Origin of the sequence: Rosenbergiella gaditana (genome assembly GCF_018494065.1) — a bacterium.
Classification (GTDB): domain Bacteria; phylum Pseudomonadota; class Gammaproteobacteria; order Enterobacterales; family Enterobacteriaceae; genus Rosenbergiella; species Rosenbergiella gaditana.
In genome coordinates, this window is sequence record NZ_JABBFR010000009.1 from 63996 (window position 1) to 80565 (window position 16570).

11 protein-coding genes are annotated in these 16570 nt (G+C 48.2%); 5 read left to right on the forward strand and 6 right to left on the reverse strand.

From position 1 onward, the window contains the following. The first annotated feature begins 60 nt into the window (after nucleotides 1-60). Complete coding sequence (ycaO, locus tag HH682_RS08225; protein WP_214237100.1) at nucleotides 61-1821, forward strand: 30S ribosomal protein S12 methylthiotransferase accessory factor YcaO; 1761 nt, start codon at nucleotides 61-63, stop codon at nucleotides 1819-1821. An 83-nt stretch (nucleotides 1822-1904) separates the two neighbouring features. Here the strand turns inward: ycaO and HH682_RS08230 are convergent, their stop codons facing one another. From HH682_RS08230 to lrp, 6 genes are all read right to left on the reverse strand, one after another. After that, nucleotides 1905-3065 (reverse strand): MFS transporter, encoded by a 1161-nt coding sequence (locus tag HH682_RS08230; protein WP_214237101.1) that lies wholly within the window; start codon nucleotides 3063-3065, stop codon nucleotides 1905-1907. A 152-nt stretch (nucleotides 3066-3217) separates the two neighbouring features. Beyond that, complete coding sequence (gene serS / locus HH682_RS08235; RefSeq protein ID WP_214237102.1) at nucleotides 3218-4510, reverse strand: serine--tRNA ligase; 1293 nt, start codon at nucleotides 4508-4510, stop codon at nucleotides 3218-3220. Nucleotides 4511-4584: 74 nt separating this feature from the next. After that, nucleotides 4585-5934: a replication-associated recombination protein A gene (locus HH682_RS08240; RefSeq protein WP_214237103.1), complete on the reverse strand. Its 1350-nt coding sequence runs from the start codon at nucleotides 5932-5934 to the stop codon at nucleotides 4585-4587. Between the two features lie 16 nt (nucleotides 5935-5950). Continuing rightward, on the reverse strand, nucleotides 5951-6562 hold the full coding sequence (lolA, locus tag HH682_RS08245; protein WP_214237104.1) for an outer membrane lipoprotein periplasmic chaperone LolA: 612 nt from the start codon (nucleotides 6560-6562) through the stop codon (nucleotides 5951-5953). A 161-nt stretch (nucleotides 6563-6723) separates the two neighbouring features. Beyond that, nucleotides 6724-10242, reverse strand: a complete 3519-nt coding sequence (locus HH682_RS08250) for a DNA translocase FtsK 4TM domain-containing protein (protein ID WP_250318622.1) — start codon at nucleotides 10240-10242, stop codon at nucleotides 6724-6726. A gap of 111 nt (nucleotides 10243-10353) precedes the next feature. Continuing rightward, on the reverse strand, nucleotides 10354-10848 hold the full coding sequence (gene lrp, locus HH682_RS08255) for a leucine-responsive transcriptional regulator Lrp (protein ID WP_214237105.1): 495 nt from the start codon (nucleotides 10846-10848) through the stop codon (nucleotides 10354-10356). A 389-nt stretch (nucleotides 10849-11237) separates the two neighbouring features. On the opposite strand from lrp, the gene trxB reads away from it, so the two are divergent. From trxB to aat, 4 genes are all read left to right on the forward strand, one after another. Beyond that, nucleotides 11238-12203 (forward strand): thioredoxin-disulfide reductase, encoded by a 966-nt coding sequence (gene trxB, locus HH682_RS08260; RefSeq protein ID WP_214237162.1) that lies wholly within the window; start codon nucleotides 11238-11240, stop codon nucleotides 12201-12203. A 130-nt stretch (nucleotides 12204-12333) separates the two neighbouring features. Continuing rightward, nucleotides 12334-14109, forward strand: a complete 1776-nt coding sequence (cydD, locus tag HH682_RS08265) for a heme ABC transporter permease/ATP-binding protein CydD (RefSeq protein ID WP_214237106.1) — start codon at nucleotides 12334-12336, stop codon at nucleotides 14107-14109. After that, nucleotides 14109-15848 carry a heme ABC transporter ATP-binding protein/permease CydC gene (gene cydC / locus HH682_RS08270; protein WP_214237107.1) on the forward strand — a complete coding sequence of 580 codons (1740 nt, stop codon included), beginning with the start codon at nucleotides 14109-14111 and terminating at the stop codon, nucleotides 15846-15848. Before cydD ends, cydC begins: the two co-directional genes overlap by 1 nt. Further along, nucleotides 15845-16549: a leucyl/phenylalanyl-tRNA--protein transferase gene (gene aat, locus HH682_RS08275; RefSeq protein WP_214237108.1), complete on the forward strand. Its 705-nt coding sequence runs from the start codon at nucleotides 15845-15847 to the stop codon at nucleotides 16547-16549. The genes cydC and aat overlap by 4 nt, the downstream gene beginning before the upstream one ends. Nucleotides 16550-16570: the final 21 nt, after the last annotated feature.

Sequence of the window (16570 nt, forward strand, 5' to 3'; positions counted from 1 at the left end):
TCGCGGTGAAAAAACGTATGATAGCCGCTATCATTTCTAGATTAACCAGAGAGCGCCACCATGACGCAAACCTTTATCCCCGGCAAAGATGCCGCCCTTGAAGATTCAATCAGTCGTTTTCAAGATAAACTTCAGCAGCTTGGCTTCACGATTGAAGAAGCTTCATGGCTTAACCCTGTTCCCAATGTCTGGTCGGTGCACGTCCGTGATAAAGATTGCGCGCTGTGCTTTACCAACGGTAAAGGGGCGACCAAGAAGGCTGCCTTAGCTTCAGCGCTAGGCGAGTATTTTGAACGTTTGTCGACTAACTACTTCTTTGCCGACTTTTGGTTGGGCGATGATGTGGCGAACGGCCCTTTTGTCCACTATCCGAATGAAAAGTGGTTCCCTCTGAGCGAAGATGACTCGCTGCCAAACGGTATTCTGGATACTCGACTCCGCCAGTTTTATGATCCAGAAAATGAACTCAGTGGCTCAGACTTGATTGATCTACAATCCGGTAACCCTGAACGCGGGATTTGTGCTCTACCCTTCACTCGCCAATCTGATCTGCAAACCGTCTACATCCCGATGAACATTATTGGCAACCTGTATGTCTCTAATGGAATGTCTGCAGGGAATACAGCTAATGAAGCACGGGTTCAAGGGCTATCCGAAGTCTTTGAGCGCTATGTTAAAAATAAAATCATCGCCGAATCGATCAGCCTGCCTGAAATCCCGACTGAAGTTTTAGCCCGCTACCCTAACGTTACCGAAGCGATTGCCCGTTTAGAAGCAGAAGGATTCCCCATTCTGTCTTACGATGCCTCACTAGGCGGTAAATATCCGGTCATCTGTGTGGTGTTATTTAATCCTAGCAATGGTACCTGTTTCGCTTCATTTGGCGCGCATCCAGATTTTGGCGTAGCGTTAGAGCGCACTGTGACAGAACTGCTGCAAGGTCGGGGCTTAAAAGACCTTGATGTCTTTACCCCCCCTACCTTTGATGATGAAGAAGTGGCTGAACACACTAACCTCGAAACCCACTTTATTGATTCCAGTGGTTTAATTTCTTGGGATATGTTTAAAGATGGTGCTGATTATTCCTTTGTGGATTGGTCATTCACTGGCTCGACCGAGCAAGAATTCTCCACCTTGATGTCAATTTTCCATCAGGAACAGCAAGAAGTGTATATTGCTGATTATGAACATCTAGGTGTTTACGCGTGCCGCATTATTGTACCAGGCATGTCAGATATTTATCCGGCCGAAGACCTATTATTAGCCAATAACAATATGGGTGCCAACCTACGCCAGATTATCCTGTCACTGCCAGGCTCTGAGTGGGAACCGGAAGAGTACTTAGAATTGATTTCTACGCTTGACGACCATGGTTTAGATGACTTTACCCGTGTGCGTGAGCTGTTAGGCATTGCAACCGGTAAAGATAATGGCTGGTCAACGTTACGCGTCGGTGAGTTAAAATCGATGCTGGCGTTAGCCGGTGGCGATATTGATCAGGCATTAACCTGGGCGGAATGGACGATCGAATTTAACGGTTCGGTCTTCAGTGCTGAGCGCGCCAATTATTATCGTTGCTTACAAACTCTGCTTCTGTTGGCGCTGGAAGACGAACGCCAAGCCATTGATTATCTCAATGCTTTTAATAAAATGTATGGGGTAGCAACCGTCGAGGCAGCGTCTGCAGCCGTCAGTGGCGAAGCGCCGTTTTATGGGTTACAAGAAGTCGATGCGGCCTTAACGGCTTTTCCTGCACATCAATCTTTACTCGCGGCTTACGAAAAGCTTCAAGCGGCCAAACGTCAACATGCGCAAGGCTAACGTAATATAATTAAAAGGCCTCGATTGAGGTAATGCCGATCAGTTAAGCAACTGACTGGCATTACTCGATTGAGGCCTTGTTTTTATGCGTGAGCAATAGGCGTTGCTTGCTGGTCTGTTTTGCGCAGTAACATCATCAAGTAAACAAATGAGACAATGGCAATCATCACGAACAATACGTTGTCTGACCAAGTTTCCATCAGCAATGAAGTGATCGCCGGCCCCGCTAGGCTCCCCGCGGTGTAACTCAAAAGTAAAGCCTGATTCATCGGAATAAGCTCACTCTTACTTACCTTTTCGCATGCCCAGGCCATCGCCACCGGATAGAGGGTGAACCCCGCACTGCCGAGAATAAATAATCCTGCTACCAATGATGCATTCATCAGCATGGTAATCGCCGCGAGGATCACTACAAAGACTTGTACGCGTAACACCAGTAAGCGTCCGTAGCGATCGGCCAATTTTCCTAATGGCCATTGGGCGATAATCCCTGCACTGATCAGCAAAGCCATCCAATAGCCTACGTTGCTGTCACTCATGCCTTTATGAGAAAGATAGAGCGGCATGAGTCCATAGAGTGATCCCAATACCACACCAGAGATAATACAGCCGTTAATCCCTAAGCGTGATTGACGACGAAAAAACATCTTCATCACACCGGGTTGTTTTGGGGTTTCCAAAGCCTCTTCAGCTTCCCCCGCCGTCACGGCCACAAATAACAGCGGAATAATCGCCAACATCATCAAGGTTACTAACGCTGGGACTAATGCGGTGACAGAGAGTGGCATCGCACTGATGAAAATTTGCCCAAAAACTGTCCCAAGGTAGTAAATAATCATGTACGCGGCGAGAAGACGGCCTCGATTCGCTAACGTTCCAGAGCACAGTAATGCACTTTCAACAATTACCCAGAGTAAGGCACAGCCATTCCCCGCGATAAAACGCCAAAACGCCCAGCTTTCAAAAGAGTGACTAAACACTAAGACTAGTGTCGCTATCGCAAAAATCGCCGTGGCTAAATAGTAGCTACGGTTAAATCCTAAACGGTTAATCAGTTTACCGGCAAACAAGGTACCGGTTAAATTTCCGGTAAAGAATGCAGAACTGATTAATCCTATTTGCAGGGTAGACCATGACTCATGGGAGAGCCATAAAGGAATCTGTGTATTGAGCACAGCAATACATACTGTTAAAAGTAGCAAGCCACTTAATAGCAGAATAACTGGACGTGATAGCGCCGACATGATGGTTGGGGTAGCTCAGAAGAAAAAAAGTGAGCGCATAATGGCAGGGATTACGGCAAAGTCAATCGAGGGAAATAGTAGAGGGCACTTTTTGTTTCGGACTAAAAAAAAGCCCCATCGTTACCGATGGAGCTTCTCGCTAATCGTGGTGATTAGCCGATAAACTCAAGGCCTTTCATATAAGGTTTTAAGACCTCTGGAACTTGAATTCGACCGTCGGCAAGTTGATAGTTTTCCAGCACCGCAACGAGTGTGCGGCCCACTGCCAGGCCCGAACCATTTAAGGTATGAACCAAGCGTGTTTTACGATCGCTCTTCGAACGACAACGAGCTTGCATACGACGAGCTTGGAAATCCCCCATATTGGAACACGATGAGATTTCACGATACGTCTCTTGAGCCGGTAACCACACTTCTAGATCATAAGTCTTACACGCGCTAAAACCGATATCACCCGTACATAGCAGTACTTTACGGTAAGGCAGTTCTAATAGCTGCAATACTTTTTCGGCATGTCCAGTCAACGATTCCAGTGCATCCATTGAGTGTTCAGGTGCCACGATTTGCACCATTTCTACTTTATCGAACTGGTGCATACGGATTAACCCACGGGTATCACGCCCATAAGAGCCAGCTTCAGACCGGAAGCATGGCGTATGGGCAGTATACTTGAGAGGGAGTGCCTCTTCGTCAATGATCTCGTCACGAACGAGGTTAGTGACCGGCACTTCCGCCGTAGGAATCAGGGCATACTGGCTATTTCCTGCTTCTTCGTCCAATGGACGGGTATGGAACAGATCGTTACCAAATTTCGGCAGTTGCCCAGTACCAAACAGTGAATCGTGGTTCACTAGATAAGGGACATAGAGTTCGGTGTAATCATGTTGTTCAGTATGCAGGTCCAACATAAATTGCGCTAACGCACGATGAAGTCGTGCAATTTGACCTTTCAATATCACAAAACGAGAACCGGTTAATTTGACGGCAGAAGCGAAGTCGATACCGCCACTTAACTCACCTAAATCGACGTGATCTTTAACGCTAAACTCATAGTGCTTTGGCGTACCCCAGCGTAAAACTTCTACATTCTCAGTATCATCTTTACCGTCTGGGACGATATCATCAGGGAGGTTAGGCAGGGTCAAGGCTAGCTGACGGATTTCGTTGAGTAGCGTGTCCAGATCGGCTTTAGCCTGATCTAACTTCTCACCCAACATATTCACTTCTTGACGCAATGGCTCGATATCTTCCCCGCGCGCTTTCGCTTGACCAATTGATTTCGATCGTGCGTTACGTTCGGCTTGCAACGTTTCCGTTTCAACTTGTAGAACCTTACGACGTTCTTCCAGACCGCGTAGTGTTTCTACATCTAGAGTGAATCCTCGGCGTGCCAGTTTTTCTGCAACTGCGTCTGGCTCATTACGCAGCAGATTGGGATCGAGCATGCTAATCCTGTTTAAGTAAGTGAAAAAGACTTGTCGTGGTTAACGACGATGATAAGTATCAGATTACCGGAATGTTAATTGCTGCGGTAGCGTTTTGTCTGACTATTATGATCCTGTTCAGTAAGCCAGGCCAGTTTTTCGGCAATTTTCGCTTCTAGCCCGCGCGAAGTCGGATGGTAATAGTGTGTTTCAGCTATTTCCGGCGGAAAATAGTTCTCACCCGCCGCATAAGCATGGGGTTCATCATGCGCATAGCGATACTCTTTTTTTAATCCCATCTCTTTCATTAACGTCGTAGGCGCATTACGCAGATGGTCTGGAACATCATAATCTGGCGAGTGGCGCGCATCATGCATCGCTTGTTTAAAAGCCGTATAAACGGCATTACTTTTTGGTGCACAGGCTAAGTAGACCAGCGCTTGAGCGATAGCTCTCTCCCCTTCTGCTGGGCCAACCCGGGTATAACAGTCCCATGCGGCTAACGCCACTTGCATACCACGTGGATCAGCATTTCCCACATCTTCCGAAGCAATCGCTAATAAGCGACGCGCCACATAAAGCGGGTCTCCTCCAGCAGTAATAATGCGTGCATACCAATACAGTGCCGCATCCGGGGAGGAGCCGCGCACCGATTTATGCAAAGCCGAAATTAAATCGTAGAAACGGTCACCTTTATTATCAAACCGCGCGCTGCGCTCGCCAGCGATCTCCGTCAGCAGTTCTGGCGTGAGTTGCCGTTGCCCTTGAGCGGACTCTTCCGCCATATCTGCCATCATCTCGAGAGTATTGAGCGCGCGACGAGCATCACCATTGACCAATTCCGCAATCATTTTACGTGTTGTGTCCGGTAAAAGGAGGTTTTGTCCGGCCAGACCGCGTGAGCTGTCAGCCATCGCCTGATCGATGATATTCTCAACCTCACTGTTGGTCAGAGATTTGAGAAGATAGACGCGTGCGCGTGATAACAGTGCGGAGTTGAGCTCAAAAGAAGGATTTTCCGTGGTTGCACCAATAAAGGTGATGGTGCCATCTTCGATGTGCGGTAAAAAAGCATCCTGTTGGCTTTTGTTGAAACGGTGTACCTCATCAACAAAAAGAATAGTGCGCTGCCCTGACTGGCGGTTAATGCGGGCTAACTCTATCGCTTCACGGATCTCTTTAATGCCTGAGGTAACTGCCGAAACGCGTGAAACCTGTGCTTGCGCATAGAATGCCATAATTTCAGCCAGAGTGGTCTTCCCTGTACCGGGAGGCCCCCACAGAATCATGGAATGGAGATGACCGGCTTTGATCGCTTTAGCTAAAGGTTTACCGGGGGCGAGAAGATGCTGCTGTCCCACATATTCGTCAAGCGTAGTGGGACGCATTCGCGCAGCGAGGGGTTGAAATTCAGCAGGCGCAAAATCTAACGATAAATTACTCACGGTAAACCTTTATCACTTATTGACGTTGATCGTCCACCGTAACACCTTTCGGCGGAGTGAACTGGAATTTCGCAACATCGATAGCGCCATTTTTTTGGCTTTTCAATTGATAGTTGCTACGTTGGCCATCTTGCTCGATCGCACTAAATTGATTGATTGTCCCTTCTGGCGTGACATCAATACTAAACTGTTTCAGATTACCGCTACCATTTTTAGGTGTCAGCGCGAAGTGATCGCCCTGTTGAGTCACGTTGTAGTTTTTCCAATCTGAACGTTGGTTACGGGCAATTAACATAAACGGTGTGTTGCTGGTCGCATTGTTAAGCCATGTGGCACTCACTTGTTCGACGAAGGGATTATAAAACCAGAGCGTTTTGCCATCTGAAATAATAGTACTTTCATCTGGCGCGGTCATGTGCCAATTAAAAAGGCTGGGACGCTTTACCCATAGTTCCCCTTGTCCCTGCTGCACATTCTCGCCAGAACCATCCGTTACCGTTTGGGTAAAGCTTGCATGGAAGCTATTAACTTTATTCAGGCGTGATTGGAGAACCGAGGCATCATCTGCAAAAGCCTGTGTAGAAAGTAAACCAGCCATCAATCCTGTGGCAACGATCATCTTTTTCATCACTGATAATTCCTTATAAATTCTTGCTCGAGGTTGAATAACTGTAGCCACTACTTTGCCGATCGAACAGCAGAATGGGTTTAAATAGGATATGGGGGCATTCTTTGCATAAACAATAGGCCAGAGTAAACTCTGGCCTATTGCGCTCACCAAGAGAGTGATTACCTCTCGTGAGGTGGCGGTGAAAGAACCTCTCTGTTACCGTTATTTCCCGGCTCAGAGACAATACTTTGTGCTTCCATCTGCTCGATAATGCGTGCAGCCCGGTTATAACCAATACGGAATTGACGCTGAACACCTGAAATAGACGCCCGACGTTTTTCCACCACGAAGGCTACCGCTTGGTCAAAGAGTGGGTCGAGATCTTCGCCATTACCGTCGAGTCCCCCAGCACCATTCTCACTCTCATCACCCGCGGTAATGCTATCAATGTATTGAGGGCGACCACGCGCTTTCCAATCTTGAACCACTGCATGTACTTCCTGGTCACGGACAAAAGCACCATGTACCCGCACCGGCATCGATGAGTTCGGCGGCATATAAAGCATATCACCCATACCCAATAGGGACTCCGCCCCAGCTTGGTCAAGGATGGTACGCGAGTCAATCTTACTTGAAACGGTGAAGGCAATACGCGTTGGGATATTCGCTTTAATCAATCCGGTGATCACATCGACCGAAGGACGCTGAGTGGCGAGCACTAAGTGAATCCCTGCGGCACGCGCTTTCTGTGCTAAACGCGCAATAAGTTCTTCAACCTTTTTACCCACCGCCATCATTAAGTCGGCGAACTCATCCACCATCACAACGATATAAGGGAGTTTTTCCAGTACCGGAGGCTGAGTATCCATACTGTCACCCGGCTTCCAGAACGGATCGGGGATTGGGCGTCCCATGGCTTCCGCTTGTTCAATTTTTTCGTTGTAGCCAGCTAAATTCCGAACTCCTAATGCCGACATTAATTTGTAGCGTCGTTCCATCTCCATGACGCTCCAGCGCAAGGCATTGGCAGCATCTTTCATATCGGTAACCACTTCGGTTAACAGATGCGGGATGCCTTCATACACCGATAGCTCCAACATTTTCGGGTCAATCATGATAAAGCGCACTTCATCTGGCGTTGCTTTATACAATATGCTGAGGATCATCGCATTGACACCGACGGATTTACCCGACCCCGTTGTCCCGGCTACCAGTAAGTGTGGCATTTTACCCAGGTCAGCCACTACCGGATCGCCGGAAATGTCTTTGCCTAATACCACACTCAGCGGAGAAGGATTATCACGGAACGCTGGACAATCAAGTACTTCACGAAGATAGACGGTTTGGCGATGCAGGTTCGGGAGTTCAAGGCCAACATAGGGTTTACCCGGTATCACTTCCACTACCCGTACTGCTATAGCTGACAGTGAGCGCGCTAAGTCACGTGATAAATTCGAAATGCGCGCGGCTTTCACCCCTGGTGCGAGATCTAACTCAAATCGAGTAATCACTGGTCCCGGCGAGATACCCACGACATCCGCTTTGATTCGGAAATCTGCGAGTCTTGCTTCAACGAGTTGCCCTGTCTGTTCTAGCGCAAACATATCTACCGGCTCTTCTTCAGCAGGCGGTGCCGTTAATAAGTCTAGCGTCGGTAATGGTGTCGTCGGTTTTGCTAAAGGCTGTTCATGTCTCACCAAGAAAGGGTGGAATAAGCTATCTTTTACCGCACTTTGTGTATCGACCTCAGTAGGCGTGTGCTTTTCAACGCTCTGCACCGGACTCTCTGCATCAGCGACTACGACAGGCTCCGGTGAGACCACCGCTTGAGTCGGTGCTGACGGCTCCGCGGGAGTGATCGTAAAGAGCGGCTCACTTGGCGCCTCAGTCACCAAATCTTCCACCGGTGAGAAACTAAAGTCTGAAAGGTCTAACAGCGGCGATTTATGAGTATTATCGGTCACTTCAGGCTGCTCATAACGTTGTTGTTGAGTCGCTTGGAACTGCCGTGCTAACTCTTCTTGCTGTGCCTGCTCGTCGAGATCAGGTTCAGAAGTGTCTAAAGGGGCAACCTGCGCATAACGTTGTGTTTGCTGAGCAGAAAACTGTGCAGCAAGTTCGGCATTATGCTCTGCCTGCTCATCATCATTGACGTCATTATGATCAGCGACTGCATCATGTTGACGCAGTTTTTCTTCGGCTTGTCGTTGTGATGGAAGTTTAATGCCATAGGAAGCCAGTTCACGTCGGGTCGGGATACGTACGGGATTAGGACGCGGTAGTTCCGGACCAATGCCTTGTTTCACCTGGCCACTATTTCCTGATTCCTTAAGTTTTTGACCCGATAAATCTGGTGTGGTCAATTTCCCCATGCTGGCAGCAGCGGCAAAAGGCGATAGCGGTTTAGCTGTCGAATTGACCGCCGCAGCAGTCGCCGCAGCGGTTGCTGTGCTAGCGGCCGTTGAGGGCGTCTGAGGCACATCCACTGGGGGATAACTGACTGGTGGAGCAACGGTTGGCGTGACGGCCTCAACGTGCGTCGTTCGGTGTGAGACGGGTTGATACTCACGGCTTTCTGCTGGAATCTCAAAATGATAAACCGGCTGTGATAGGGGTTCCGTTGCAGAGACAGAATGCTCAGGCATTTGTGCGGGAGGCACAACGGTTTCTGCACTCGAACTCGACGGGGCAACCGGTGTAGGGCGCTGCGCATCGGCATGCTGAACAACGATGGGATCCACACTTGGCGTATGGTCAATCGCCGATGGCGCGAACTCAACCGGTTGGTTCATTTCCACTTCAGGCTTGACCGTCGGCTGCACGGTAGTTGGCTGGTAATCCAATAACGGATCATAATCCAGCAATGGGTCATAATCGTCTTTCGTGGCAGAAGTAGAGGCTGCGGGGCGTGGTGCCAGCAGCGGATCATCTTGATCTGCAACCATCATATCAGGTTTGGTATTAGTCACGAAGCGTCGGAATATACTCCTGCCACTTTTAGGTGCTGGAGCGTCCGCGCTGATAGCGGTCTGAGTAGTAGGATGTTCAGACTCCTCCTCTTCCTCCCAGTACTCTTCTCCCCGGCGATGGCTAGCGAAGGTCACGATGCGCATCACTGTATTACCAATTTTTTCGGCGATAGTGAGCCAGGACCAGCCAGTATATAGCGTGATACCCGCAGCCCAGATAAAGAGCAGAATCAGCGTGCCTAAGGCTGGAGCAAAATACTGCGACATGGCACTACTCACTAAACTCCCGATAACGCCACCTGATGCAAAATACCAGATATCATCTGCATTGAGCGAAGCCAAGCCACAAGTTGTTACCACTAAGCTAAGTACGCCAATTAAACGCAATCCAATAGCGAAAAAGTCAATATAATGTTGCTCTTTGAAGCGATAGCGATGCGCAATCCAACATAATCCGAGAATAACGACAGGGATAGCATAGGCCATCATCCCGAAGATGAAGAGCAAGGTATCCGCAAGCCATGCACCGATTCCACCACCCAAATTATGGATAGGTTCGTGCCAAGCGGTTTGCGACCAACTTGGATCAGAAGGGTTAAAACTCACTAATGAGATCATTAAATAGACGGCAAACAACGCAACCAGAATCAGTAACGCTTCTAATAACCGACGTCCACTACTCATAGGGGTTAATGCAATATCTTTGTCTTCAATGTATTCCTGGCTCAAGAGTACTCTCCAGGTGCCTGTCTAGGGAGGAAGGAACAACGTTCATGACGTTGTTCCTGTATGCATTTACAGGAGTGTACCGAAAAAATTCAGCCTTTGCACCTGTCAGATTTAGCGAGTTTTAATCGCTAAACGATTACTTTGTTTAACTTCTTCCATCACAACATAGGTTCTTGTGTCGTTCACACCCGGTAAACGCAATAGCGTTTCGCCAAGGAGTTTACGGTAGGCAGACATATCAGGGACGCGGGTTTTAAGGAGATAATCAAAATCGCCAGAGACTAAATGACACTCTTGGGTTTCTTCTAATTTTTGAACCGCAGCATTGAACTGTTCAAAGACATCAGGTGCACCACGATTCAGAGTTATCTCAACAAAGACGAGTAATGAGGCATCTAAATAATGAGGGTTTAATAGCGCAGTGTAACCCAAGATGAAACCTTGGCGCTCTAAACGACGTACACGTTCTAAGCAAGGTGTTGGCGATAAACCCACTCGCTTTGAAAGTTCTACGTTAGAAATTCGCCCATCCTTCTGTAATTCATTAAGTATATTGCGATCTATACGATCAAGGTCCTTACTAGGACGCTTTTTGTTATCTACCATTTTTGATTATCTCTTTTATTTCCGAGCTTGAATGCAAAGCCCGCCCCTGTGCCCGGGGATTGTTTGGCCCGCTTATGTTGTGTCGTAGCTTAGTGGCGTTATGCTGATGCGATTAACGACCTCCCCTGTTTTCGCAAAACAATAGCGGATTGTCAAAGCAAAACATCTTTTTTCAGTACAACATTCGGTATTTTTTTTATTTTTATCCGTAAGGTACGATTATAAGAGACATAGAAACGGGTTTTGTCGCGCTTTCCTACAAATTTCTCCGATAAATTCCTCTGACATTTACGTGACCTATCGCAGTAATAGAGAACAAAATCACCAGATGCTTTTTTTCGAGATGAAGTTTCCCTACAATCAACAAAATTATGATTTATTACTGAGGAATAAAAATGGCCAAACACAGCAAACTCTTAATCCTAGGCTCAGGTCCTGCGGGTTATACCGCTGCGGTGTATGCTGCACGTGCCAACCTAAACCCTGTTTTAATTACGGGTGTTGAAAAAGGAGGGCAATTGACCACGACGACGGAAGTCGAAAACTGGCCAGGAGATGCAAACGATTTAACCGGCCCTCTCCTCATGGACCGTATGCACGAACATGCGGTTAAATTTAAGACTGAGATCATTCTCGACCATATTCACCGCGTTGATTTACAACAGCGCCCATTTCGCCTTTTTGGCGATAGCGAAGAATACACTGCGGATGCGCTAATTATCGCCACGGGTGCTTCAGCGCGTTACATTGGTCTTCCTTCCGAGGAAGCGTTTAAAGGCCGTGGCGTCTCTGCCTGTGCGACCTGCGATGGCTTTTTCTATCGTAAACAAAAAGTGGCTGTCGTCGGCGGCGGGAATACTGCTGTTGAAGAAGCGCTCTATTTATCTAATATCGCTGAGGAAGTTCACTTAATCCACCGCCGTGATAATTTCCGCGCAGAGAAAATATTAATCGACCGACTCATGGATAAAGTGAGCAGCGGTAATATCATCCTGCACACCGATCGCACCCTTGAAGAAGTCGTTGGCGACGAAATGGGCGTAACGGGCGTTAAACTGAAGTCGACTCATGATGAGAGTATCGATGAGCTCGCGGTAGCTGGTGTGTTTATCGCTATTGGACATAAACCCAATACTGCCATCTTTGCTGAACAACTGACGTTACAAGACGGCTATATTGTTGTGCAATCCGGCTTGGCAGGTAACGCTACCCAAGCCAGCATTCCAGGTGTATTTGCAGCGGGCGATGTAATGGATCATAACTACCGTCAAGCCATCACTTCGGCAGGGACCGGTTGTATGGCCGCCCTCGATGCTGAACGTTATTTAGATGGATTAGTAAGCGAAAATCGCTAATTTGTTAATTGTATGATCTAGGTTAATCCCGGCGACAGGTTATCTGTCGCCTTTTTTATCCCTCACGTGCTAGAGTTAACGGAAATTTCAGATAGTCGATGTTCAATTCCAACAGGTCAGTGACTCTTCCGTGGATAAATCAAGACAAAAACAGCTCACCCGCTGGCTTAAAGCACAACGTTTCCATGCTAAACGTTGGCGTAAACTCTCCGTATTATTGGGCACCTGTAGCGCACTCACTCTTCTTTTCCAGGCCTATTGTCTAGCAGAACTCCTGCAACGTGCCTTAATCGATCACCAGCCGCTTCCCCATCTTTATCATTGGCTAGCGTTGCTACTGGGCTGTTTTGCTCTGCGGGCTGTTCTGCATTACTGCCGTGAAAAAGTCGGCGTTAAAGCAGGCGAGGCCTTGCGTCAGGCTATTCGCCAAATTGTTTTAGACCGCTTAGAGGCGTTAGGGCCAGTTTGGGTCGCTTCTCGCCCTGTCGGAAGTTGGACGACGTTGCTGCATGAGCAGATTGAAAAAATGCACGACTACTACGCCCGTTATCTTCCTCAAATGACCTTGGCAGCAGTGATCCCGTTATTAATTCTCATAACCCTCTTTCCGATTAACTGGGCGGCTGCGACCATTTTATTCCTCACTGCCCCACTGATTCCTCTCTTTATGGCAATGGTGGGTATGGGGGCGGCAGATGCAAATCGTCGAAATTTCGCCGCTCTTGCTCGGCTGAGCGGCGATTTTTTAGATCGATTACGCGGCTTGGATACCTTACGTCTGTTTAATCGACGTCGGGCGGAGGAGCAAGCCATTGCTGAAAGTTCGGAACAGTTTCGTTTACGGACCATGGAAGTATTACGTATAGCCTTTCTCTCCTCAGCTGTCCTAGAATTTTTCGCGTCTGTCTCCATCGCAATTGTCGCCGTCTACTTTGGCTTCTCGTACCTCGGCGTTTTTCATTTTGGTAGCTATCACAATGTAGTGACGCTATTTACTGGCTTTATTGCCTTAATTCTTGCGCCAGAATTTTTCCAACCGCTGCGTGACTTAGGCAGTTTCTACCACGCTAAAGCGCAAGCGGCTGGTGCCGCCGATGAGATTGAAACCTTCCTCACTGAAACGGAAACTTTACTCCCGTCAGCGCAACCGCACAGTCTTTCCTGTCATCATACTGCCCCGTTAACGATAGAGGCACGTGATTGGGTGATTACCTCTGTGGATGGCGTACAGTTAGTCGGTCCGCTTAGTTTTCATTTTAAGGCGAGCCAACGGATCGCGTTAGTGGGTCCTAGCGGTTCCGGTAAAAGTACGCTGCTTAATGCATTGCTTGGATTTCTTCCCTATCACGGATCGCTATTGATAAATGGCAAAGAGCTGAAAACGCTTTCGCGTGACAATTGGCTGAAATCGGTGAGTTGGGTGGGGCAGCATCCCCGCCTATTCCCCTGCTCCATCGCAGAGAATATTTCTCCTCAAGCAAAGCTAAACAAAGAGACGTTACATAAGCTGCTCGCACAGACCGGCATTGATGAGTTTCTTGAACGCTTACCACAGGGTTTAGCTACCGAGGTCAGTGAAGATAGTCAGAACTTATCCGTTGGCCAAGCACAGCGAATTGCGGTGGCTCGCGCTCTGGCGAAACAAGGTGATCTCTTGCTTTTAGATGAGCCCACCGCCAGTTTAGATCGCCATCATGAACAGCACGTTATGCAGAGCTTGCAACAGGCGAGCCATCAACAAATGACTTTACTGGTCACCCATCAGCTTGACCAATTGGCGGACTGGCCCACCATCATAGTAATGGAAGCAGGAAAAATCATTCAGATGGGCGATTTTACAGATCTCGCAGCTGAAACAGGCCTATTTCAACGGTTGTTAAGTCATCGCTCAGGAGAGATTGAATAATGAAAGCATTATTCCCTTTTTTAATACTGTGGCGTAGGCATCGTTGGCAGTTATTGCTGGGTATCTTATTAGCAACCCTCACCCTACTCGCCAGTGTCGGACTATTGAGCCTTTCTGGCTGGTTTCTCGCTGCTTCAGCGATGGCCGGGAGTGCCGGTATTTATACTTTCAATTACATGCTGCCCGCAGCAGGGGTGCGCGGGGCGGCTATACTGCGCACGGTAGCACGTTATCTCGAACGTTTAGTGAGCCATGACGCTACCTTTAAGGTCTTGAAACATCTGCGTGTAACAATCTTCAGTAAAATTTATCCCCTCGCGCCTGCAGGCACGCAGCAATTTCGTCAGGGTGATTTACTGAATCGTTTTGTCGGCGATGTCGAAACGCTAGACCATTTATACTTAAGAGTCATCTCACCGATGGTCGGCGCACTACTCGTAACGCTGGCAGTGGGAGTGGGATTAAGTTATATCAATCTTCAAGCTGCGCTGGCAGTCGCCAGCGTGATGGTAAGCGTTATCCTATTATTCCCGCCTATTTTTTACCGTGTGGGGAAACCGGCTGGTGAACAAATTGCCACATTAAGTAGCGCTTATCGCCAACAATTGACAACACACCTAAGCGCGATGTCTGAACTCTTACTGTTCCCACCTCAGGAAGATTGGCGAGCGATACTCGGACAAACCGAGAAAAAGTGGTTGGCGACCCAAGCACGGCAACAGAATCTCAATGCCCTCGCGCAAAGTATTATTATCTTGCTGACTGGCTTAACTATTGTTGCTGTCTTTATCATTATGTCTCGCCATCAATTGGCGCAAATCGCCACGGCCGATAGTGCTTTATTAATCTTCTGTGTACTCGCAGCCTTCGAGTCTCTTGGACCTGTAGCAATCGCCTTCCTGCATTTATCGGAAGTCTCTATCGTCGCAGAGCGCCTGCATCACTTGTTAGCGCAAACGCCGACGGTTACGTTTTCCCCACAGACGCTTACTCTCAATGAAACAGCCGGTGAAATATCTATAGAGGACATTGATTTTGCTTATACCGCCACAGGACCTAGGGTTTTGCATCAATTGACCCTTCATCTTGCGGCTAAACAGAAAGTGGCATTGCTGGGCAGCACTGGATGTGGAAAAACAACCTTATTACAATTGTTGACGCGAGCTTGGGACCCATTAACTGGCGCGATTCGCGTTAATCATCAGCCATTGGCTGCCTATTCTGAGTCACAGCTGCGCTCAATGATCACTGTGGTCAGTCAGCGTGTCGCTATATTTAATCAAACGTTGCGTGACAATCTGACACTTGCCCAACCTCTCGCTGATGATGCACAACTGGCTGAAAGCCTTCGTGTGGTGGGATTAAGTAATCTTCTCGCTGATGCCGGTTTAGACCGTTGGTTAGGGGAAGGTGGTAGACCGCTTTCCGGTGGTGAGCGACGCCGTTTAGCCATTGCTCGGGCTTTATTGCATAACGCGCCGATATGGTTACTGGATGAGCCACTTGAAGGCTTAGACGCACAAACTGAACATCTGATTATGCAACTTTTACTCAAGGTGACTGAAGAGAAAACCGTATTAATGGTCACACATCGACTGACGGGTATTGAAGCGGTCGATAAAATTTGCATTATGGACCAAGGGCATATCATTGAAGAAGGGACTCATCAGCAACTTATGACGCAAAAAGCGCGTTATTACGACTTCCGTCAGCGCCAACAAGGTCAATACGGACTATGACGGCCATCTATCTGCCCTGCTTAGATCATCAACCGCTATCCCAATTTCCTTCCCCGGATTCAGCCTTGACTTCTCCGCAAGGGCTGCTCGCTTACGGCGGCGATCTTCTTCCAGAGCGGTTAATCTCTGCTTATCAGCAGGGGATTTTCCCTTGGTTCTCAGAGGAAGATCCCATCTTATGGTGGAGCCCAGATCCGCGCGCGGTGCTGCCGATAGATGCTTTTCACCTTAGTCGTAGCATGCAACGTTTTTTACGTAACTGCCCCTATCAGGTCACGCTTAATCACGATTTCAGAGCGGTTATTGAGGGCTGCGCCATCACCCATCACGAGGGGACGTGGATCACTGAAGACGTCACTACCGCTTGGTGCGAATTAGCAGCAACGGGCCGGGCACACTCGCTAGAAGTTTGGTTGGGGAATGAACTGGTTGGCGGTATTTATGGGATGGCGTTAGGCGGAATTTTCTGCGGTGAGTCAATGTTTAGCCGCCAACCTAACGCATCCAAACTCGCATTATTTCAACTTTGCCGTCATTTTTCAGCTTATGGTGGCAAACTCATCGATTGTCAAATATTGAATCCACATACCCGCTCATTAGGTGCGCGCGAAATTTCTCGCCAGCAGTTTCTGACGCAATTAACAGAACTTCAGAAACAGATTATCCCGCCAGAATGCTGGGTTAAAAAGCGGTTATTTTAAATCAGGGTGAATGTTTAACAG

Coding starts and splice junctions, on each gene's coding strand:
- HH682_RS08230 (WP_214237101.1), bottom strand. CDS start 3,065: ATGTCGGCGCTATCACGTCCAGTTATTCTGCTATTAAGTGGCTTGCTA.
- cydC (WP_214237107.1), top strand. CDS start 14,109: ATGAAAGCATTATTCCCTTTTTTAATACTGTGGCGTAGGCATCGTTGG.
- aat (WP_214237108.1), top strand. CDS start 15,845: ATGACGGCCATCTATCTGCCCTGCTTAGATCATCAACCGCTATCCCAA.
- serS (WP_214237102.1), bottom strand. CDS start 4,510: ATGCTCGATCCCAATCTGCTGCGTAATGAGCCAGACGCAGTTGCAGAA.
- ycaO (WP_214237100.1), top strand. CDS start 61: ATGACGCAAACCTTTATCCCCGGCAAAGATGCCGCCCTTGAAGATTCA.
- lrp (WP_214237105.1), bottom strand. CDS start 10,848: ATGGTAGATAACAAAAAGCGTCCTAGTAAGGACCTTGATCGTATAGAT.
- lolA (WP_214237104.1), bottom strand. CDS start 6,562: ATGAAAAAGATGATCGTTGCCACAGGATTGATGGCTGGTTTACTTTCT.